General features: G+C 61.0%; 17 protein-coding genes. 7 read left to right on the top strand and 10 right to left on the bottom strand.

Annotation, left to right across the window (positions count from 1 at the left end):
* Nucleotides 1-8: 8 nt before the first annotated feature.
* The 8 genes from BV034_RS13200 to BV034_RS13165 all read right to left on the bottom strand — a co-directional run bounded on the left by BV034_RS13200 (nt 9) and on the right by BV034_RS13165 (nt 12,475).
* The gene (locus BV034_RS13200; protein WP_265592959.1) at nt 9-1,310 is read right to left on the bottom strand and encodes an AraC family transcriptional regulator; all 1,302 of its coding nucleotides are present in this window, start codon (nt 1,308-1,310) and stop codon (nt 9-11) included.
* Nucleotides 1,311-1,407: 97 nt separating this feature from the next.
* Complete coding sequence (locus BV034_RS13195; RefSeq protein ID WP_050027515.1) at nt 1,408-2,511, bottom strand: sialidase family protein; 1,104 nt, start codon at nt 2,509-2,511, stop codon at nt 1,408-1,410.
* 183 nt (nt 2,512-2,694) lie between these two features.
* Complete coding sequence (gene vccA, locus BV034_RS13190) at nt 2,695-6,609, bottom strand: Verru_Chthon cassette protein A (protein ID WP_050027477.1); 3,915 nt, start codon at nt 6,607-6,609, stop codon at nt 2,695-2,697.
* An 18-nt stretch (nt 6,610-6,627) separates the two neighbouring features.
* Nucleotides 6,628-7,293, bottom strand: coding sequence for a Verru_Chthon cassette protein D (gene vccD / locus BV034_RS13185; protein ID WP_265592957.1), 666 nt, complete (start codon nt 7,291-7,293; stop codon nt 6,628-6,630).
* Between the two features lie 25 nt (nt 7,294-7,318).
* Nucleotides 7,319-8,392 carry a Verru_Chthon cassette protein C gene (gene vccC / locus BV034_RS13180; protein ID WP_081887781.1) on the bottom strand — a complete coding sequence of 358 codons (1,074 nt, stop codon included), beginning with the start codon at nt 8,390-8,392 and terminating at the stop codon, nt 7,319-7,321.
* Between the two features lie 31 nt (nt 8,393-8,423).
* The gene (locus BV034_RS13175; RefSeq protein WP_050027474.1) at nt 8,424-8,861 is read right to left on the bottom strand and encodes a hypothetical protein; all 438 of its coding nucleotides are present in this window, start codon (nt 8,859-8,861) and stop codon (nt 8,424-8,426) included.
* A 251-nt stretch (nt 8,862-9,112) separates the two neighbouring features.
* On the bottom strand, nt 9,113-10,333 hold the full coding sequence (locus BV034_RS13170; protein WP_265592956.1) for a sialidase family protein: 1,221 nt from the start codon (nt 10,331-10,333) through the stop codon (nt 9,113-9,115).
* Between the two features lie 69 nt (nt 10,334-10,402).
* Nucleotides 10,403-12,475, bottom strand: a complete 2,073-nt coding sequence (locus BV034_RS13165) for an autotransporter-associated beta strand repeat-containing protein (RefSeq protein ID WP_050027472.1) — start codon at nt 12,473-12,475, stop codon at nt 10,403-10,405.
* Nucleotides 12,476-12,732: 257 nt separating this feature from the next.
* Between BV034_RS13165 and BV034_RS13160 the strand changes: the two genes are divergently transcribed.
* The 3 genes from BV034_RS13160 to BV034_RS13150 all read left to right on the top strand — a co-directional run bounded on the left by BV034_RS13160 (nt 12,733) and on the right by BV034_RS13150 (nt 16,288).
* Entirely contained in the window at nt 12,733-13,650 is a 918-nt protein-coding gene (locus tag BV034_RS13160; protein WP_265592955.1) for a tetratricopeptide repeat protein, read from the top strand.
* Nucleotides 13,651-13,691: 41 nt separating this feature from the next.
* Complete coding sequence (locus BV034_RS13155) at nt 13,692-14,138, top strand: hypothetical protein (protein WP_050027470.1); 447 nt, start codon at nt 13,692-13,694, stop codon at nt 14,136-14,138.
* A 65-nt stretch (nt 14,139-14,203) separates the two neighbouring features.
* Nucleotides 14,204-16,288, top strand: a complete 2,085-nt coding sequence (locus BV034_RS13150) for an FAD-dependent oxidoreductase (RefSeq protein ID WP_050027469.1) — start codon at nt 14,204-14,206, stop codon at nt 16,286-16,288.
* Nucleotides 16,289-16,291: 3 nt separating this feature from the next.
* Here BV034_RS13150 and BV034_RS13145 read toward each other — a convergent pair whose 3' ends face one another.
* Nucleotides 16,292-16,732, bottom strand: coding sequence for a MarR family transcriptional regulator (locus BV034_RS13145; protein WP_050027468.1), 441 nt, complete (start codon nt 16,730-16,732; stop codon nt 16,292-16,294).
* 82 nt (nt 16,733-16,814) lie between these two features.
* Between BV034_RS13145 and BV034_RS13140 the strand changes: the two genes are divergently transcribed.
* The 4 genes from BV034_RS13140 (at nt 16,815) to BV034_RS13125 (ending at nt 20,706) form a co-directional block, all read left to right on the top strand.
* Complete coding sequence (locus BV034_RS13140) at nt 16,815-18,641, top strand: chloride channel protein (RefSeq protein ID WP_265592954.1); 1,827 nt, start codon at nt 16,815-16,817, stop codon at nt 18,639-18,641.
* A gap of 151 nt (nt 18,642-18,792) precedes the next feature.
* Nucleotides 18,793-19,194: a hypothetical protein gene (locus tag BV034_RS36005; RefSeq protein ID WP_050027467.1), complete on the top strand. Its 402-nt coding sequence runs from the start codon at nt 18,793-18,795 to the stop codon at nt 19,192-19,194.
* Nucleotides 19,184-19,852, top strand: a complete 669-nt coding sequence (locus BV034_RS13130; RefSeq protein WP_050027466.1) for a class I SAM-dependent methyltransferase — start codon at nt 19,184-19,186, stop codon at nt 19,850-19,852. The genes BV034_RS36005 and BV034_RS13130 overlap by 11 nt, the downstream gene beginning before the upstream one ends.
* A 77-nt stretch (nt 19,853-19,929) precedes the next feature.
* Nucleotides 19,930-20,706 carry an HPP family protein gene (locus tag BV034_RS13125; protein WP_063768775.1) on the top strand — a complete coding sequence of 259 codons (777 nt, stop codon included), beginning with the start codon at nt 19,930-19,932 and terminating at the stop codon, nt 20,704-20,706.
* A 195-nt stretch (nt 20,707-20,901) separates the two neighbouring features.
* Here BV034_RS13125 and BV034_RS13120 read toward each other — a convergent pair whose 3' ends face one another.
* Nucleotides 20,902-21,270 (bottom strand): Dabb family protein, encoded by a 369-nt coding sequence (locus BV034_RS13120; RefSeq protein ID WP_009962960.1) that lies wholly within the window; start codon nt 21,268-21,270, stop codon nt 20,902-20,904.
* Between the last annotated feature and the right edge of the window lie 11 nt (nt 21,271-21,281).

Genomic DNA, 21,281 nt, shown 5'->3' with positions numbered 1-21,281 from the left:
CCTTTCCGTCACGCCAGATCCACACTCTTCAGCGCCACTTCACGTCCCGCCACTTGAAAGGAGTGGATGGAGATGCCATTGCGCAGCGGCCGAAGCCCTACCAGCCCCACCTTGCGGGAGGGATCGTCCGCAATGGTGGCCACAAGGTGGCCGTTGATCGAAAAAGTGATCTGGCTGCCCTTGCGTTCCACAGTGCAGAAGAAGGACTCCCCTTCCCGGATGAACTTGTGAGTCGGTGCGAAGAACTGGGCCGGACCAAACGTGTCCCCCTCACAGAACAAATACCCCTGCCGCCCGTCAAAGCCAAACCGGTCTACCCCGAGTTCCAGAGAAGCAGCCGTCCCCCCCAACTGATCAAGGGTAATGCGGCACTGCACCAAAAAATCCCCTATCCCCACTTCCTCTTCAGCGTAGGCTGCCGTCCGTGCGGTGTCGCTCTTGAGATAATGGATCCCCCTGCCCTTGCGCACTTCTTCCACCAGATGGCGGAAGTGGGTCGGCTCATGGCCTTGATAACGTCGGAAGATTTTGGAGAAGTATTGGCTGGAACTGAATCCACATTCCATGGCGATATCCGTGACACTTAAGGTGGTTTCCCTCAGCAACCGGCGGCTGGCACGCACCCGGAGTCTGCTCAAGAAGGTAATGGGGTTCTCTCCCGTCAATTGCCGGCAGATGGTGCCAAAGCGTGAGCGTTTGAGCCCTGACTCCTGGGCCATGGTTTCCAGCGTCCAAGGCTCCGCACTCCGGGCCTCCAACTCCTGCAAAAAGGCAGCCACGCGCTGCTCAGAATCTGCGGGCGAGGATTCCCGGGTCACCTTGCCCTCCAAGCCCAGGCAGAGATGGCATAGCAGCTTGAAGACGCAGGCAGAGATGTAGGTCTGAGCCAGCCACCCCTTTTGCGAGGCCTGCCGCACCACTTCTCCACACAATCGCAATCCGTCCAGCCCCAGATTTACCTTCTGAGTCTTCGCAGACTCCAGCGTCCTCCAGATGCGGGTCGCGTGCGTCTCCGTCATGCCCAGCGCTTCCCCCAGAGCAGCTCCGTACCCTTTGCCCCGCTTCGCAGCCAGCTTTACAAGGATGCGTTCCGCACGGACCGGCACCGACTCCGAGGATTCAATCCCGCCGAAGACCTGGCCCGGCAATACGAAAATGACGTCGTGCTCCTTCACCTCGACGGGTTCTCCGTCCACTGCCCACACAGCATGACCTCTCGCCATTCGGACGATTTCCAGGCCCTCCACACGGGTAGGAGCCCGGCCACTGCGGCGCGTCGCCACCAACTCACAATGGATGGGGAAAGACACAGTCGGGAACAGGTGGGAGAGATGCTTGCGCCAACTCAGGCAGACTCACGAACCAGACATCACAGACCGGTTCACGCTGTCTCGTTTCGTCCAGGAATCAAGGCGTCAACAGCTTGTCAGTTTCCTCAAGCTTGAACCGCGTGCTTACCACGGAGTGTTTCCTGGCACCCTCCGCATACTTGACATAGGTGGTGGCCACCAGCGTCCCGTCAGTCAGGCATTCCAGCCCCGGATACCCACAGTCACGCCCCGCGTGGCTGTGCAAGAGCTTGATGCGGTAGCCGCTGCCTTCCTTGTTGTTGCGCAGGTCGTCATATCGCCCCACCCAGGCGACAAAATGACCCAGTGTGGGACTCTGCAGGGCCACATCACGGAAGGCGACCACCAGCCGCCCGTCTTTGGCATAGGTGCCCATGTGACGATCGCCTGTCAGCCCCCAGGGGGTGTCCACCGGGGCGCTCCAGGTGGCCCCCTCGTCTTTGCTGTACATCACGAGGCTCCTCCCCTTGTGGGTGTTCTCCCGCATCAGGCAGCACAGTTCTGCCCCATCTGGAGAGCGGAAAACAAAAGGCTCACAAGGGTTCTTCCCCTCCACACTGGCCACCACCTTGGGCTTGGACCATGTCCCCCCACCATCACTGCTCTCGGTTTGCAACACCTCCAGAGGAGCCTTGTCCTTCCCGTCAGGCCCTTTGTGATACAGACCCAGATAGCGCCCGTTCTTGAGCTCCACCATGCTGCTGAAGGTCATCACACAGGGAAACCCCAGGGGAGCCTCCTCCTTCCAGGTCACGCCGCCATCCTCACTCACGATCCGTGGCATGTTGGGCTTTGCGGAAAACACCCAAAGCCGCTCCTTGCCGCCCAGGTCCACCATCCGGTACAGGCTGGGGCAGTTCCGGTGTTTCCTATATCCCTCAGGCAGTTGGTCATCTATTCTTTGCCACGTCAGCCCACCATCGCCGCTTCTTGCCATCGGACCTGAGTTGCCACCGTGCCCGATGCTCCACACCGCAAACATCGTTTTCCCATCTGGCATCAACAGCGTCGTAGGATGCCCCTGGTAAGTCTCCTCCGTTCCGGCTGCGATGATGACATGACGGGAAGTGTCGCCGGAAAGATCCACCACCGGCAGTACTGGCTCCACCCTCCGCCCTCCCGCCTTGGGCTCCGGACCCGTCAGGGCTTCTGAGGCATGCATGGATCCCGTGGCAACAAAGGTTGCGGCTAGGATGACAGGATAAAGATTCTTAAACATGGGAAGCGGTAAACAGAGACAGTTTGATGGGCCAGATCAGACCAGCGAGAAGCACCTTACCATGACGGCACGAACCGGCGTGTTCACGCTGCCATTGGCAAATATTCGACAGAAAGCGGCCGGGTTTTAAGGGGCGAAGCGCCTCACATGCCGGATCCGCCACGCATAGGACGCGTCAATCGCCGCTGCCGGGGTGCTCGCGAGCGCCGCCCCCACCGCGTCAGGCAGATCGGGATCATTGGGGTCAATGTAACGCTCCACCAGGGCCTCGCCCCGATACGTTCCCGTCACCATGTCCTGCCCTTCCACAAATTCATCCAACGCCGTAGAGCGGGCTTTGTTGAGTGTCTGCACCATCAGATGAATGGTGAAGACATTGGACTGCGTGGTCAGCCGCGGGTAGATGCCGGCATAGGGCCGTTCCAGCGTGTTGTCTCCAGTGAGCTTGTGCGCTGCCCAGAAAGCCTGCATTCCCCCCAGCGTCTGGCCTTCCGGCACCAGTTGCATCTCGCAGATCTCGCTCGCAAAGCGAAAGATCTTGCCGCTGTTGAACCGGTTCTCAAACTGTTTGAGCGTCTCCTTCGCATCGATCTTCATGCGCCATCCCGTGTTGGAGGCTGTTGCGGCGTAGTCTTTGTACCGCATGCCCGCATCCGTGGGAATGGCCAGCAACCGCTCCGACTTGAAAATGGCGTGCAGTCCTGTTGCCCTGGTGATGTAGTTGAAGGGCGCCAGGCGGTAGTTGAGATTGATTTTCCCGGCCGTGGAAAAAGGCTCGCTCACGGCATAGGGCTGCACCACAGGCATCCAGAACCAGTCCAACAGTCGATGGTCCGGTGGAGCTCCTTCCAGGGGTCCCGAGATACCCCGGCCTGCTGCCCCCAGATGGTTGCCATTGAGATCAGGACGAAACAAGTAAGTAGTCCATGGAACTCCGTCTCCCGCCGCCGAAGGGATGCCGCCGAAAATCACTGCAGATGGGATCTGCTGGTTCGGTGAAATAGTCTCTTCACCATTGCTCAGGTTCACCCCATCCCACTTGCGATTGAAGTAGGGCGGCACCGCACCGTCAAAGGTCCGGGCCAAATCATCGGGTTTGATCCAATAGGCTCCATCAGGCACGATGCCGGTGCCATTGTTCCAATCACGGGTCACCTCTGGATCCGTCGGGTAGGGATAGGAACCTCCCAGGTGACTGGTGAACACCGGGTCTGCCGGGTCCACGGGAAAATCCGGCTGAACGTCCGTGGCATACGGGGTGTTGACCAGACCCCGCCGGAAGACCGCCCCCGCCTCAGGCACCCCACCGGCCCGGGTGAAGCTGTGCACCTGGCGCTTGCTGCTGTCAAAGTAGTCCGGGTGGGTGGTGTAGGTCCGGTTTTCATACGGTCCGATGTGTTCCCGGCGGCGCAGGAGCGCCAGACGGTAGTCATTGTGCCGCACCACGAGTGTCCGCACGGTGTCACTTGGATCGATCACTTCGGGATCAGTGAAATTGCCGTTTCTCGTCTGATCCATCCTCTCCCGCCAGGTCATGGGAGATCCATCCGCCTTGCGCAGGTTGGAGGGGGGCTGGGGCACGGGAAGAACGACTTGGGGGAACTTCCCAAACTTGCAATGGTCAGTCCGATCCACGCCATCACGTCTTGCCCAGATGCCTATTTCCACAAAGGCCTCCTTTCCCGACGGTTCAGCCAGCATGCCCAGCGTCATGGTCTCATCTGCGGAGGGAATGATGAAATAGCCCCTGGTGTAGATGGCTGGAATCTCCCCCTGGCCAGTCACGGGGTCCTTGAGATTGGTGATGGAGCCTGGGTTGGTCAGCCCTGCCGTGTCACTTCCCGTAAACACGAATCTCCCGCCCGAGCCGCCCCACCCCACCCACCAAGTCTTGTCATAGAGATTCGGGATGGTAAGACCAGAGCTGGGCATGGCGTTGCTCCCCTCCAGGTCCCTGCCCCCCAGCCAGCGTCGGTTGCTTGTGTCAGACCCGCTTCCGGACGGTCCCCATCCCGCATACACAGTGCCTGCCAGCGGAGAGCTGCCCGTGACCTTGCTGTAGGGACGGCTGCCATTGATGCCCACCAAGGTGAAGTCCGCACACAAGCCTGCTGCAGGCGAGATCATCGTGTACCCTTGAGAGGGGCAGAAGCCCTCAAAAATTGCAGCGCCCTGGATCGCCTTGTATCCCACGGGAAGCTGCAGCTTGTCCACCAGGGTGGGATTCACCTTCACCCCGCCCGACTTGTGTTCCGCGGCATAACTGAAAACGACCCCAAATTCAGAAAGCGTAAACTCCCTGCCCACCGGCCCGAGCCGCAGTTCATGGTCGTTGAGCTGCCCGCGGGCGTTGGGGAAGTTGGACGGGTTCGTGGAGGGAACCTGACCCGGCACCTTGGTTCCTCGAAACAAGTCCGTAAAATTCCCGTAGGGAATCACCGGCTGTCCGCTGGGGGCGATGGTGGTGTCATGCAAATTGGTATCCCGGATGGTTTCCAGGAAACTAACCAGCCCCACGGCCATGTTTTCCACCTCCCGGCCCGTCGCATCAACATCCCCGTCATATTTCTGGATGAAGGACTTCGCATACCCCATGTCATTGCGGGCGGCGAGGCTGAGCAGGTACCTTTCGAGATTGGCATTGCTGGCCATGGTCCCGGCAAACTCATTGGTGCTGGTCTTCGCATCGTTCCGCCGAAAGTAGTAAGGTCGGCCAGCGATGGTTGCGGCATGGGTGAGCAGCCGGTCGTATGCGGTTCGGTTGGCATCGGTATCATTCTGGAACACAGGCCACAGGCTCATGCGGGGCGTACCCGCCGCCGTGGTCTCGGGAGCGCTGCTGTTGGCCGTGAGCAGGAACCTGAGCTGGCGCAATCGCCCGGCTCCGAGGGTCTGCATTAGAGGCTGGCGGCTCCGGTCTGGTGCATAGAGCATCTCATCCACCGTGGCATAGAGACGATCGTCATCAAATGCGACAGGCTGCCTTCGCGCCGTCCCGACCGCCAGATACCCTGTCTCTCTCCCACCTATGCGCGGAGCCAGATCGTAGATTTGCATCAGTTTCCCCCTCCCCTCAGCCGTGGCTGGATCCAGAAGTTCGTTGGGAAAAAAGATCGTGCTCAGGCAGGTTGTCGCAGGATGTCCACTGAACCGCTGCACCTCATTCTTCACTGGGGTCTGCCGGGCATATTCCACATCCTCCGGTGTGGCCGCGCGCGGCGTGTCCCAGGGAATGGCTTCGGAGGCGGTATTGATGTTGATCTTGGCGGACTCATCATCCACCCACCAGGCCATGCGTCCCACAATCGGATTGCTCCCCTTCGGACCATCCGTACCGGAGAGCGGCTGAAACTTCCCCGCCCCATTGATCCACCCTCTGGTGCCGTCTCGTAGCAGGTAAATCCACCGCACCGGCATCGGCAACCGTTGCTGGGCGCTGGTCCCTCCTGCGGATGGGATCACCCCCGCAACCGAAGTTCCAGAGGAGGCCAGCTTGTCCGTGTAGGCAAACCCCTCTGGGACGTGGGTGCCGCCATCATCAAGCCTCGGATCGACAATGGGAAAATGCATTTGCCCATCCACCGAGAACACCTCCGGCTCATTGAGGTCCACATAGGCCGAGGTTTGTGCTTTCCAGTTGGCTGGCACATCGCTCTCCAGATTCAGTGTCGCGGCATCCACTATGGTGGCCAGACCTTGCAATCTCGACACCTCATGACTGTAGAGCTTGAAAATCTGGCTGGGCTGCCCGGTCGTGCGGCTGTAGGTACGGATGGCCCCCGGTTGGGAAGCCCACATCTCCCCGGCCTGCGTGGTCGCCTCCCGCAGCTGCTCAATCGAGGCGTTGATCGCCACATCACGCAAGGTGCCCAGCCTGAAATCGCTCAGCGAATAGGTGGCCTGTTCCCGCATGGACCGCGAGGCAATAAAGAAGCTCACCACCAGCACTGTTACCAGTGCCAGCACGATCAGGGTGGAGAGCAATGCCACGCCACGGGGCAGACGCTTGGATAGAAAAGGGCGGGAGGCTTGACAGCGCATGGTGAAGGAAAGAGGGGGCTACTGCGGACGAAACAGGCTGCATCTCGCGGTTTCAGGATCGATCACGAGCACGGCGTAGTTGGCTGGCAGGGAGGTCACAGCTGCATCCTGGGACCGGCACAGGAGCACGCACCATTTTTTCCCGGCTCCCAGGTCTGTGCCACCGCCGGGAAGAAATCTCACCCGCCGGACACGGCTGGGCAGCCCATCCACCTCTGCTGTCGCAGGATCAGGCACTCTGGAGGGATCAGTCAACAGCGTGCTGAAGAGGCCTTCATGAACAACGACACCAGAGGGCAGCCGCTGCAGTTCAGAAACTGCCACCGGCTGGGGAGAGAAGCCCGGAGAGCCCGGGCTGATGTACGCTGCTGCGGCGGGGTCGGTCTCGATGCGATAGCACATCGTCTGCATGGCGGCGAACCGCATCCCTTCGCCAGCGCCAGTATCTATTTCATAAAACCTCACCTCCACCTCACAGTTCTCAATCCCCGCCCGCTGCGCTGCGAGCCTCAACATGCTCTCCACCTGAGCCACCGCCTCGGAGAGCTTTGCCGCCTGCACGAGATGGCTGGTGCCCACGCTCACCAGCGTCAGCAGCATAAACACGAGGCAGATCACCGTCAGCAGCTCCACCAGGGTGAAACCCCGCAGCGTCAAGGTCGAAAGGGATGGAGATGATCTCATGGGAGAGGGTTTCGCTTCAGAGCCGTCAATCCACCGCACTCCAGCGCGAATTTCGCAGGCGGATCGTCTTTTTGAGAGCCCTGTAGCCCAGCTTGCGGGCCACCAGGGTGGCTTCGAGTTCGTCCAGATCTTTTTCATACGAGGCCGCGTCATGAAACAACTGTGACAGGCCCAGGTCAGGCATGGTGCTGCCGTTCTCCTGCTCCAGCCTTGCGGCCGAGTTCTCATCCAGCACCACCAGGGTGATCTCCAGCAGAGGCGGCAACTGATGCCGGGAACGTGCCTGCTCAAAAGCCGTGCCCACATTCTGCTGATAGGCCCGGGTGTCGTAGTAGTAGTGGGATGCCATCTGGGTCGGTGCGGCCAGCGTCTTGTCAGACGACATGGGACGGATCACCAGTGCGATCACGTTTTCAGCCAGGGTATGCACCCCCCTTCCTGAGGAAACAGGTTTACGAAACCAGTCAAAAAGGACATCCTGGCTGGCCGCCGTCAGGTTCGAGGCATAAACCCTCAACTCCTCCGTTTTTTGTTGAAACTCCTTCAGCCGAAACCGGTGGCGCGGCTGGGCTCCCACAGCCTCCTCCAGATAGCCAGGCCGCGCCTCCCTGTCGTCACCAAACTCCACGAAGTAACCCCAGGCATTGAGCAGCGTGTTGAGCCCGGTCAGATCCCCGTCCGCATGACTGCCAAAGGGACCCTGAAAAAATACTGCCTGCCCGGGCGCAGCCTGAGCCCCCAGCAAGGACGGAGCAAGCCCCCCTTCCACCTGACCACCCGGCCCGCAGACAAAGTGCAGCTCAGACTGACGCACATAGCGTGTGGGCGTTTTTCGCCGGTCCCCTCCCGGGAACTCATAGTCCGTATAAGTGTTCAGCACCGCATCGGTAATCCGGCGGCCCATGCTGCCAAATGCCGCCTCCGCCTCCCTGAACTGCTCCAACTGGGACCTGGCCTGCCTCCAGGCGCCGGTGGTCTGGTTCATCATCATGGCCAGAGTCATCAGGATGACCGCCAGCACGGTCATGGCCAGCAGCAGCTCAATCAGGGTGAAGCCCTTGCTGAAACGGCGCACTGCAGATACTTTCCTAGAACTCATGAGACTGGGGGTGCGTTGCCGTCGTTGTTGCTTACTTCTCCAGCCTCGCCAGTTGCGAAGGGTACACCGTCACCAGACCGCCCCGGCTTTTGCCGTCGAGGTAGTCCTGAATCATCTTCGTCCCCCGGTCGTCAGCAGCCGCCACTACCAGGACACTGATGTCGCATCCGTAGCTTCGCACCTCTCCCACCACCAGACGTGCCGTGTAGGTGCTAAATCCCGTGCTTGGTGCCGCACCAGTAAGGTCACCGGAAGCTGCGGCAGCATCCACCCGCTTTCCCTGCGCATCGTAGTGGCTGACCTGCCCGTTTCTCGCCGCCACTTGATCCCAGGGACATTGCTGCATTTCCCCAATGATCCGGCTGGCAATCTGGCTTCCCACCAGGTCAGAGCTGGCCCCCCGCACTCCATCCATGGCAAGAGTGAGCAGGGAAATCAAACTCAGCAGTCCAAAAGAGACCACCCCCATGGCCAGACTCACCTCGACAAGAGTGAACCCCCTGGACTCGCGCCTGCCTTGCTGAGCCACTCGACCGGAGGATTTGGGAAATGACAAGTGCATGACAGTTTTGGTACCACTGGGACCCGCCCGGCTGCCCTCGTCGGGCTCGCCACAATCAGGTCTGTATGCATTATATAAATACTGAAAACCCGTCTCCAATGCGTCCATCTTCCACCATTGGAAAATATTGCACAAAGGAAACTACCCTTCCGGCACACTCAACGCCCCTGCTGCCCGGCCCCAGAATTGGCGCTCCTCCAAAGGAGACGGGCCACCAAAACCCGATTTTGCGCCTGCTTTTTGCCAGGAGATTCAGACGTGATCACCCATGTTTCCTCCGGGCTCACCTCCACCACGCCAAAGTTTCCCAGATCCGCCCCTTCTGCTGGAAAAAGCACCTGCTCCGTATCTCGCAGCACGCGGAGATTTCCCCCATCCACCTTGGCAATGAATAGCGGTGCCCGATGGCGGAAGATGTGATCATTGTCAGCGCCTTTCCTTGTGTAGACCAGGTACAACCCGTCGGCGTGCGTCACCCAGTGCTGCTGGGTGCTGTAGCTGCCCAGCACCTTGCCATCGTCAAATGTCCACTCCCTCACCGGCTCCTCAAAGACAAGCCCGTCCTTGCTTCGGGAGACATAGGCAGACCGGTCAGCTCTCATGGTGAGATAGTACCATCCTTTGTAGAAGGCCAGCGAGGGCTCATACAGGCCCCTTCCATCCGGCAGGCCCAATTCTGAGCCGTGCGACTTGTAGACAAGGTTGGTGCCGTCAAACGAACACCTCGTCACGATGGTCGTATAGTTTTGACTACCCGCCTTCCGCCCATAGCGCACGGGAAGCAGGACATCTCCATCTGGGAGATAGACGGGCTGGTTGCAGCCCGCATTGGGCTGCAGGATAGGCTTGCCCGCATGGTCGGTCGTCGGCATTTCCATCAGCTTCAGACCCGACCATCCACCGCCCGCCGGATCATAGACCGCATACGAAACCCGCTCCCGGTTCCGGTCTTCTGTCAGTCCTCCGCGAAAGTTGAAGGTCTTTCCCGTGACCAGTAGTTTGCGGGACTGCGCATGCCACTGTGGCCAGGCGTCGCCCATGACCACTTCATACCCGTCTGCCTGAGCGGTCCGGCGCAAGCTATCCACGGTCTTCACGGCCCCCCACGTGAGCCCCCCGTCCGGGGACTCCACTTGATAGACGTCACGGTAACCATGAGCTCCCTCTGGCTCCGTCTCCTGGGTGGTGATCAGCATCCTCGGCGGTGTGCCTGGAATCAACGCCGCCCGGGATTGGGTGAAATAACTTCCGGGCTGGCTGGTGAGCACCACCTTCCTTTCCACACGGAATGGTGCCTCCGCCCCTTTCCCCGCTGAGGATGCACAGAGCCAGCCAGCGGCAAAAGCGATCAGGCTGAAGGGTGAGTGGCAGTGTTTCATGATCGTCATGTGTCCCGTTGGTCAGGATGAGAGGGGGTACCGATGGCCGGGGCCAATTCTTCCATGCCATCAACGACGTCGGATGCAGGCACAAGCCAGCACCGCCATCATCAACAACAACCATCGCGAAGGCTCGGGGGCAACATAGATGACCCCATCGGAGAGAAACCTGTCCGTCGCCCAGTACCAGCCGCTTGCAAGCTGGGCACCGGTGAAGTCCATGTCCACCAGCGGGTCAAAGCCCTGGTTGATCGCGCCACCTGCAGCCGACCAGTCTGCCAGATTGAACACATCACCCCAGCTTGCGGTGTAGTCCTTCAGCACCACCTTGACCACGGCTCCGTCACCGAGGGCAAGGCTTCCCGTGATTTCCAGATGGTCATGGTTGCCGGGAGTGCCATTGAGCACCCCGGGTGCAATCGTCAGCAGGTCTGCCGTGGTCCCGGTTGCGCCCGACAGCTCGAAGACCACCTCTGAACCCGTTTGCAGAACAAGTCCCGCCTTCAGCGAGAGGGTACCAATGGTATTGGCCGCCCCATAGTCACCCGCCGCCAGCCTGCCTCCGCTGGCTACGGTGGTGAGCCCGCCTACCTGGCCAACTCCCCCAAGGCTCCCGCCTGCGTTCACCGTCACAGCCCCCGTCGCGCCACTCTGGTCCCCATTGATCACCAACCAGCCTCCATTCACCTTGGTCGTCCCCTGATAGACATTGGCCCCGCTGAACTTGAGGATCCCGGCGCCGGACTTGATCACCGCCAGATTCCGCCCACCGTTGTTCTGAAATACGCCGGAAAACTCGGTGTCAATGTCCTGCCGCACTTCCAGGGTCTTGAGCTGATTGACCGCCCCGGTATTGCCAAAATTCGCACGTACCGCCCCGGTGCCAGACAGGGAGGCAATCACCGCCACCTTGTCCACAAAATACTCTCCGAGCGCAAGGCTCGCTGCCGCATCCGTGATCTGCACGTGAAACTCACCCGCCGCCGCCCCGGCACTGTTGAAGGCCACGGTGCCGCTTTCAATCACAAGATTTCCTCGAAACCCGTTCGTGCCCGTCATCGACACCTGCCCTGTTCCGGTCTTGCGAATGGTCCCTACGCCTTCGATGTTATTGTCCGCGATGGCAAGCGCACTCCCTCCTCCACCAAACTCCAGTTGCAGAGTGGCGCCTGAGAACTCATTTGAACTCTGCAACTGTGCTCCGTAGTTGTTGAGCATGATGGTTGCGCCAGTGCCACCCACCCGGGAGGAGGTGGTGCCGTTTGCAGCCAGAACCAGCCGCAGCGTCCCCTGCTCCACGATCACATCACCGGAACTGGTGTTGGCCTGGTTCAGCACATAAGTGCCGCCCCCGGTCTTCCGGAATCCGCCGGCAGCACCAAAAGCACTCGCCTGCGTGATAGTCTGCCCGGTGGGGGCGTCCAGAGTGGTGAGATGTTGTTCGGTCGAGGTGAAGGTGGCGGTATACCACTGCTCATAGTTCACGTACTGACCGGGTGTCGGTACCCCTGGAGTATAGACTCCGGTGCCGGGCATCAGGTCTGTCCCGCTCACCCCAGTATTAACCACCCCACCCCATCGGGCGGTTGCCACATTCAGCGTTCCGCCGGCACTCGGATCCAGATCCGTACCCGTGGCAAGCTGCAATCCCGTCGAGCCCGGAACTCCGCTGACCAACAGCCCTGCGGTGCCCGGAGTGGAGGTGAACACCAGGGCATAGCTGCCACTGCTGTCCAACGCCAGACTGTCAAACCGGTACGGTGTCGCGGTGGTCAGGGACGTGTCCTGCCCCGCACCGACCTGATTCAATGACGACCCCACCACCAAATGAGTCGCCAGATCAATGACTGTGACATAGGTGGCACTACCCCCGGTAGCCGGCGAGTTTGGCAAAATGAGATTCTGCAGGTACACCATACCGGAATTGCTCCCAAACTGATTGCGCACCCCTGGGGTGAAAGTCAGGCCCGTGATGTTGCCCTGGTTCGTTGGAACCCAATGGCCGACCGTCCCCGGGTTGGGGGAAATCGCGGTGGTGCTTCCGTTGTACCATGCCGTTCCGGCCAGCGTCACATCGGCAGCCACCTTGGAGGAAAGCACCATCATGGCAGCCAATGCAAAGAGGAGACGAGGAAGGATCATGGAAGAGACAGGAAAGCAACGCGCAAGCTGGCAGGGCCTGCGCCCTCATGCCGTGAAGTCAGCCAGCATAGCCAGTCACCACCGGCGGCTGCGCGCATTTACTTCCATTGGTAAATTTTACCCAAAACCCCATCGATCCGCGTCCGCTTCACACACTCCCCATTGTTTTTTTGCCCATCCTCAGTCATAGTCCCAGGATGTCGCCGGGTGAGGCCCACGCAGCACTTGACCTCGCTCCCCCGTTCACACGGGAGCAATTGGAGACGGCCTATCACACCGCCCTGACTTTCTGGCACCCCAGTCATTTCGCCGATGACGAGGCGGCGCTGGCAGAGGCCATGGACCAGACGATTCGCATCAATGAGGCCTATCAGTTTCTGCTCCGCCCGCCGGGAGAGGAAAAGTCGCCCTCGATAACTGCCCCCAGGCTGACGCTCCCCGCTGCGCCTGTGCTGGCAGAGCCCAAGGTGGAGCAAGTCCCGCCACGTATCCTGGGGCCCCGCCTCCGGTTGCCTCGCGCCCCATTGGTCGCGGCCAGTCCTACTTTTTCCCCTGTCGGCCAAGAACGCGCGGGCTCTTCCTCGTCAGGAGTTTCGTTCCCCCGCCCTTCGGGCGGCGCCCCCTCTGGCTTCGTCCCCTCACCTCCCACGACAACCGCCCGGGCCGCACCAGAGCAGAACAAACCCTTCCGCCTGACCGTTCCCTGGGTGGTAGGCATTGGCGGCGTGATGGCGTTGATGATCTTCTGGAGCTTCACCCAGGCGGGCCTCAAGAGCCGGCTGCAACGCCCCTTTTTTGGATCAGGCACCTCCTCGTCAGGTGATAGTCGCTCATTTTCATCATCGCTCCCCCCGCGTCCCGCACGTCTGCCCGCGCAGTTTGAAGGTCTCTACCAGCAGGCCACGGCGGACAATGATCCCGTGGCGCAGCGCAAGCTCGGCGACAACCTCCGATACAGCGCTGCTTATGAGGAATCTGACCGCTCCCAGTCCACAGCCTGGTACCGTCTGGCAGCCAGCCAGGGTGACACCGAGGCCCAACGGCAACTGGGCGATGCGTACCGATTCGGGCTGGGCGTGGTGCCTGACATGAGCCAAGCCATCGCCTGGTATCAGAAAGCCGCATCAAATGGAGACTCCAAGGCGCGGGAGGCGCTGAAAAAACTCAGCCCGTAGGACCATACGGTTTACCTTGACGGGAGTGTTAGCGTGGCCTGATGCGTTCCCGTCTTGTTCTGAGCCCCACGCTCGCTCGTCTCTTTCCAGTCTTTGCCAGTCTGGTCTTACTGGCCGGCTGCGCCTCAAAGAAGGCCTGGCAGGCGGAAGGCGTCGTAGAATTCCGGGTGCTCAACACCAATTCCGAGAAGTGCGGCACCGTCAGTGATCCCGCAGCGGTACGCGAGCTTCTGGACTGCTTCTCCCGTGCCACTCCTTCTCTGGATCCCAACGGCCTGAGCCGCCCCTGGACTCACAAGGTGGACATCGTCGGCACCAGCCCGGAGTGTGATCGCTGGCTCTATTCCGACCGCACCGGCGAGTATGTCCTGCTTTCTGTGTACGGCACCACGGTCAAAAAGCTCACCCCCGTAGATCGCGAGCGGGTGAACGAACTGCTGCCCCGCAAAGTGGAGGATCCCTTCGCCGCATTGCGCACAGGCGGATAATTCTTCCGGCGCCGGATGTCCAAAAGCGGTGCGGATTGCCTTTATTCCTGCATTCACGCCGCATCATGAAACTCCTGCCGCTTCTTTTACTCGCATTGACCGTCCCCGGGGCGGTATTCCCCTCCCTTCACGCTGCCGACTCCACCACCGAGGCGGATGTCATCGTGTACGGGGCCACGCCCGGCGGATTCTGCGCCGCCATCGGAGCCGCCCGCGAGGGCGCAAAAGTGATCCTCCTCGAACCCACCGCCCACGTCGGCGGAGTGAACACCGGAGGGCTCAGCTTCAGCGACTCCAACCAGACGGTGCGCAGCACGCTGAAGGGTCTGTTTGAAGAATGGCACCTCCGGGTGGAGAAGGACTACAAGGACCGCGGCATCGCTCTCATGTACGATGTGATGGTGAAGGACCAGTCCGTATGGACCTATGAACCCAGCGTCGCCGCACGCGTGACCCATCAAATGCTGAAAGAAGCCGGCGTGCAGGTGCTGACGAGGAGGCAGCTTGCCAAGGTGAACAAGGACGGAGCCACCATCCGCGAAATCACCACCTCCGATGGCACCTTCAAGGGCAAGACCTACATCGATGCCACCTATGAAGGCGACCTCATGGCAGCCGCTGGCGTGGCCTGGACCATCGGTCGTGAGGGCCGCAAGGCCTACGGGGAAAGCCTGGCTGGCAAGCAGTACCCGAAGGCCAAAATGCCCATCTCCGGTCTCAATGACCAGGGCAAGGCCCTGCCCCTCATCACCACCACCGATGCCGGACCTGAAGAGGAAGGGGACGGGAACGTGATGGTGTACAGCTTCCGCCTCTGCCTCACCGGCAACCCCGCCAACCGCGTGCCATTTCCTGAACCGGCCAACTACGATCCGGCGCGGTTCGAGGTCGTACGCCGCTATTTCCAGAACGTAAAGAATCCCCCCATCCTCTGGGACCTCTATCCCCTGCCCGGTGAAAAGTTTGATGCCAACAACGGCATTGGCAAACAGTTCTCCATGGGCCTCGTCGGAGCCTGCAATGGCTGGAGTGAAGCCGGCCCCGGAGAGCGCGAGAAGATCTGGGAGGCTCACAAACAATACACCCTGGAGCTGTACAAGTTCCTCACCACCGATCCCTCGGTACCGGAGGCGCAGCGCCGCCAGCTGGCAGAGCTGGGTCTTTGCAAAGACGAGTTCGCCGACTATGGCCACTGGTCGCCCCAGCTCTATGTTCGGGAAGGTCGCCGCATGAAGGGGATCTATTTCCTCACGCAGGCCGACATTCAGGAGAAGCCAGCCAAGGACGACGCCATCGCCGTCTCCTCGTTCCCGATCGACTCCCACGACTGCCAGCGCGTCGCCCTGCCGGATGGAGGTGTCATCAATGAGGGCACCATCTTCCCGGTGCGCCTGGAAGGCCGGCGTCATGGCCCCGCCTTCCACATCCCCTACCGCAGCATCCTCCCCCAGAAGGTAGAATGCACGAATCTTCTTGTGCCCGTGGCACTGTCCTGCACCCACGTCGCAATTTCCTCGATCCGTGTAGAACCGACCTGGATGACGATCGGTCACAGCGCCGGGGTGGCCGCCGCCCTGGTCTCCCGGAGCAAGGCCCCGGCCCAAGATCTGCCGTATGCCCAGTTGCGCGAGCGCTTGCTGGCCCAGGGCCAGGTGCTGGAACTGCCGGTCCTGCCTCCCCTCCCGCCAGCACCCGTGAATCCCGTGAGCATCGACCCGGCCACGTTGCCAGGTGTGGTGCTGGATGACTCCCAGGCGGAGTTGACCGGCAACTGGGACCGGTCCAGCAGCTTCAAGCCCCATGTCGGGCGCGGGTATCTGCATGACAACCGCCGCGGCGACGGTCAATCCACGGCGATCTTCCGGGTGAAACTGCCCAAGTCCGGTCGCTACGATCTGCGCATGGCCTACTCCCCGCATGCCACTCGAGCCACCAAGGTGCCGGTGATCATCAAGTCCGGAGGCGCAGAAACCCGGCTGACCGTGGATGAAACGCAACCTCTCGATCAGGGCGGTGCCTTTCGCAGCGTTGGTCAGGTGGATCTGACAGGTGACGGTACCCAGGAAACCACCATCACGATCTCCAATGCGCAGACAGAGGGATTTGTGATCCTCGATGCAATTCAGCTGGTCGAAGCATCCAGGAAATAATCACTACGGCAGCTTGAGCGGCGGTTCTTTATGGTCGCTCAAGTAGCCAAGGATCTGGCGCAACTCAGGCCCAATGCGCCTGAGTTGCTCACGGTGCACCGAGGCCAGCTTCTCCAGCAACTCCTCCCCGCGCGGGGTGAGATGAATGAAGACCTGGCGCCGGTCTTCCGCCGAGGGTTCGCGCGTCACCATCCCATCCGCCTCAAGGCGGTCCACCAGCCCCACCGCACTGTGGTGCTGCACCTGCAGACGCTCCGCCAGTTCACCGATCTTGGCACACTCCCGCCCCGGGAATCCTTTGAGCGCCAGCAGGGCCTGATGCTGCTGGGGGGTTATCCCCTCTGACTTGGCCGCCTCTTCGCTGAAACGCAGGAACTGCCTCAGCGAGAACCGAAAAGCCGCCAGCGTTTCATATTCGCGTTTGGTGAGTTTTGACGCTGCCATGGGGGCCCCACGATGCACCGCAGGCTGGAACAATTCCAGCGCTTGTTGACATATATCGTACTGCGATACATATATTCTGCGCATGCCCCATTCTGCAACCCAGTTGCCCAGCCCCTCCTCCGCCTCTGCCCTGGGCAAGGGACTGCCTGCCCCAGGCGCCCCCCTCGCGGACTATCGCATCTCCCGCCGGGTATTGATCCTCTCCGGTCTGGCCGTGGTGGCAGCGGCTGTCAGCACCGTGGTTGCCAAGATTCTGGTCTGGCTCATTAGCACCGTCACCAATCTGAGCTTCCATCTCACCTGGTCGTCCGCAGATGCCACACCCGAGGGCCACCATTGGGGGGCATTTGTCATCGTGGTGCCTGTCGTGGGGGCGCTCATCATCGGTCTCATGGCCCGGTACGGCTCAGAGAAAATCCGTGGCCACGGCATCCCTGAGGCTTTGGAGGCCATCTTGCTCGGTCGCAGCCGCATTCAGCCGAAGGTCGCGTTGCTCAAACCTATTTCAGCAGCCATCTCCATCGGCACAGGCGGCCCCTTCGGAGCTGAAGGCCCCATCATCATGACCGGCGGCGCCTTGGGCTCCATCCTGGCCCAACAGTTCCACCTCAGCGCCGCAGAGCGCAAAACCCTCCTCGTGGCCGGATCTGCCGCAGGCATGACCGCCATCTTCGGCACTCCGGTGGCCGCCGTACTGCTCGCAGTCGAGTTGCTGCTCTTTGAATGGCGGCCCCGCAGCCTCATCCCCGTGGCCATCGCTGCTGTCGCGGCCACCGCCCTCCGTCCTCTCCTGCTTGGTGCCGGGCCTGTGTTCCCCGTCGCGGCCCATGCCAGCGTCAGTGGCGCAGAGATCGGCTACGCCAGCCTCCTGGGGCTGCTCGTCGGCCTCGGTTCCGGTGTGGTCACGAGCATGGTCTATGCGGCGGAAGATGCCTTCAAGAAGGTGCCGGTCCACTGGATGTGGTGGCCCGCCATCGGCGCCGTTTTTGTCGGCATCGGTGGGCTCATCGAACCCCGCGTCCTCGGGGTGGGTTATGGCGTCATTCACCAGATGCTTCGGGGAGAACTTGTGGGTCAGGTCCTCATCACCCTGGCCATCATCAAGGCCCTCGTCTGGGCCGTTGCCCTGGGCTCCGGCACCTCTGGCGGTGTGCTCGCCCCGCTCCTCATTCTGGGGAGCGCTCTCGGAGCCTTCCTCGGCCAGTGGATTCCGGGCGGTGACCTGTCCTTGTGGGCGCTGGTCGGCCTTACCGCCATGATGGGTGGCACCATGCGGGCGCCCCTCACGGCCATGGTGTTCGCCGTGGAGCTCACTCATGACTACAATGTCCTGCCCGCCCTCCTGGCTGGCAGCATCGCGGCCTTTGCCGTGACGGTCCTCTGGCTGCGCCGCTCCATTCTCACAGAGAAGCTGGCCCGCCGCGGCCAGCACATCACCTGTGAGTACAGCATCGACCCCTTTGAGCTGGCCCGCGTAAAGGATGTTATGGATCCGCAGGTGCCTTCTGTGCCAGCCCATATGAAGCTCACAGACCTCGCTGAACGCATCGCCAGCGGAGACCCCGTGCTGGCCGGACATCAGGCCACCTTCGTCTTCGACCAGGAGCGCCGGCTCTCTGGCATCGTCACCCGCGGGGATCTTCTCCGTGCCCTCCCGGATGCAACGGAGAATCCCGGCCTTACTGCGGGCGAGGCCGGTTCCCGCCCGCTCACCGTCACCTATCCTGACGAGCCGCTCTACGATGCCCTGAACCGTATGCTGGCCCACAACATCGGCCGCATGCCGGTGGTGGACCGGCTTCGTCCGGATCACGCCATTGGCTACCTGGGCCGGTCCGCCATCCTTTCCGCCCGCCAGCGGCTGCATGAGGAAGAGCATCACCTCTCCAGCCGCCAGTCCGCCAACTGACAGCCTCCAACCCTTTCCCCTTTTTCAGTCAAACCACGCTCCACCCCCCACCCACAGATACCATGCTTCTCATCAAAGCCCTCCTCATCAAACTGATCATCGCCGCTGTCACTGGCTGGACCATGCTCGCGCTCCTGTAAAGACTGGAGCAATGCCCCGCTTCCGCTACCTCCTCGATCCCCTCTTCCTGGCCGGGTGCACCGCCTATGCGGTCAACCGTTGGCTCATCAAACCCAACGTCAGCGTTGAGTTCATCCAGTATCACTTCAATGATCTCTGGGTGATCCCTTGCGCCCTCCCTCCCGTTCTCTGGCTGCACCAGCGGCTCGGGCTGCGGGAGGCTCATGCCCTGCCCACGGGAGGGGAGATTGTCTTTCACCTCGTGCTCTGGTCGATCTTCTGCGAGTTCATCGGCCCCCGGTTCATGCCCCACTCGGGCAGCGACTACCGAGATGTCATTGCCTACTCCGCAGGCGCCCTCCTGGCCGGCCTCTGGTGGCACCGCTCGCGGTGGCTGCCCCGGGCCCGCCCACTCCCTGACCATGAGTTTTGACACCCTGGCCCCGGCCTACCGATGGATGGAAAACCTCCTCGCAGGCCGCAAACTCCACCGCTGCCGCTGCGCCTTCCTGGAGAAGGTGCCCACACCCCAGCATGTCCTCATGCTGGGCGAAGGTCATGGCCGGTTCCTGGTGGAGTGCTTGAAGAAGTTTCCTAAAACTCATGTCACCTACCTTGATGCCAGTGCCGGGATGATTGAGCAGGCCCGGAAGGCGCTGCAACGCCATAAGTTGACACCGGACCGGGTCACCTTCATTCACACCGATGCCCTGGCGTGGCAACCGCCCCGCAAGACGTACGACTTGATCGTCACCCACTTCTTCCTGGACTGTTTTCGTCCAGAGCAACTCCAGCAACTTGTGCCATCCATCGCCTCCTCTGCCACCCCGGCTGGACTATGGCTGGTGGCCGACTTTCAGGAGGCCCCCGCCGGCTGGCGGCGGTTCCGGAGCCGTCTTATTCTGGGATTGATGTACTGGTTCTTCCGTACGGTCACAAGGCTTCCGGCCCGCAGCCTGACTTGTCCCGATCCGCTGATTCGCCAGACGGGCTTTCACCTTCAGGGTGAGCGGGTGTTTGAGTGGGGACTTCTCCGCAGTGCCTGCTGGAAGCAAGGATCACCTCCCGGGACAAACTCACCCGCCGCCTGAGCCGCACATACGGCTACCGGCAAATCAGGGTTCACGAGGACCCTTCACCCGACTCTCTTTCTTTTCCTCAACTCCCCATGTCATTCTTCAAAGCATTCCTTGGTGTCGAGCTCAACCCAGTCAGCCCACGGGAGAAAGCCGTCTCCGCCGCGGGCGGATTTATTTCCATTATCCTCCTGCTCATCATCACGGAATCAACGCTCCATCTCTCCGGTGCAGCGGCGGTCATTGCCTCCATGGGGGCGAGCGCAGTGCTCCTCTTTGCCGTGCCGCATGGATCCCTCTCCCAGCCGTGGCCTGTGATTGCCGGACACGGATTCTCCGCCTTCTTCGGCGTGCTGTGCGCCCGGTCGATCCCCAATCACTATGCGGCCGCAGCCGCGGCTGTGGCATTGGCCATTCTGGCGATGCATGTCTTCAAGTGCATCCATCCACCAGGCGGTGCCACCGCTCTGACGGCGGTGCTGGGCGGTCCGGCCGTTCAAGCACTCGGATACAAGTTTGTTTTCTTTCCCGTCCTGGCGAATGCCGTGACCATGGTCACCATTGCCATTCTGTTCAACGCGCTGTTCGCCTGGCGGCGCTACCCCGCGCTGTTCAACCGTCCCGCCGTGACCGTGCCGTCCCCCACGACCCTTCTAAGGGACGATACCATCGTCGCGACACCAGCCCCCACTCACGAACAGATCGTGCAGGCCCTCCGGACACTCGACTCCTTTGTGGACATCACCGAGGAGGATCTCATCCGTCTGGTCCAGATTCTTCGTCAGGACATCAATCCTGAACTGTCGGCCAATCCGACTTCTCAGCATTCAGGCCCCGACGTAGTAACCATGAGGCAACTTCGCGGCTGATTCTTCTCAAACTGCCGAGCCGCCTTCCCCTCCCGCATGAAATCATTTCATCCGGGCAATGAAGGAGTCTTTCTTGACTCGCTCCCGCCTGCTCCAGTTCCTCCATTCGCACACAAAGTCACAAAGAAGGCGGGCCTTTCGGACCCGCCTCCAAATGCTCAAACCTGACGGCGTCGATACCGCCGGAGATTCAGGTTACTTCTGCGCGACAAAATCCACCACCAACACCTTGTCGATGAGGCCCTTGAGTTTGCTGCCAAACTCCTTGTGCGCCGGGTGGGGCAGGTACACCTCCAGGCCCGCTTTGTCCTTGAAAGTCACGAAGAAACAATGGGTAAAGCCTTCGTCCTTGCCTTCCGGGCTCACGTTGGTGCCCCATTCAAAGTCGGTGATGGTGTTCACCTGCTTCGGCAGCTCGCGGAATGCTTCTTCCACTGCCTTGATTTGCTCTTTGGAAGCAGTGTCTTTGAACTTGAACAAGACAACATGGCGGTAGGGGGCATCAGCAAAGGCAGACATGGCGGTGAGGGTGGTGAGCAGAAGCGCAAAGAAGAGTGCTTTCATGCTCCAATTCT

This window comes from Verrucomicrobium sp. BvORR034, from assembly GCF_000739635.1.
Lineage (GTDB): Bacteria > Verrucomicrobiota > Verrucomicrobiia > Verrucomicrobiales > Verrucomicrobiaceae > Verrucomicrobium.
Note: the sequence above shows the minus strand (reverse complement) of the source record. Positions and strands in the feature narration are given on the sequence as shown.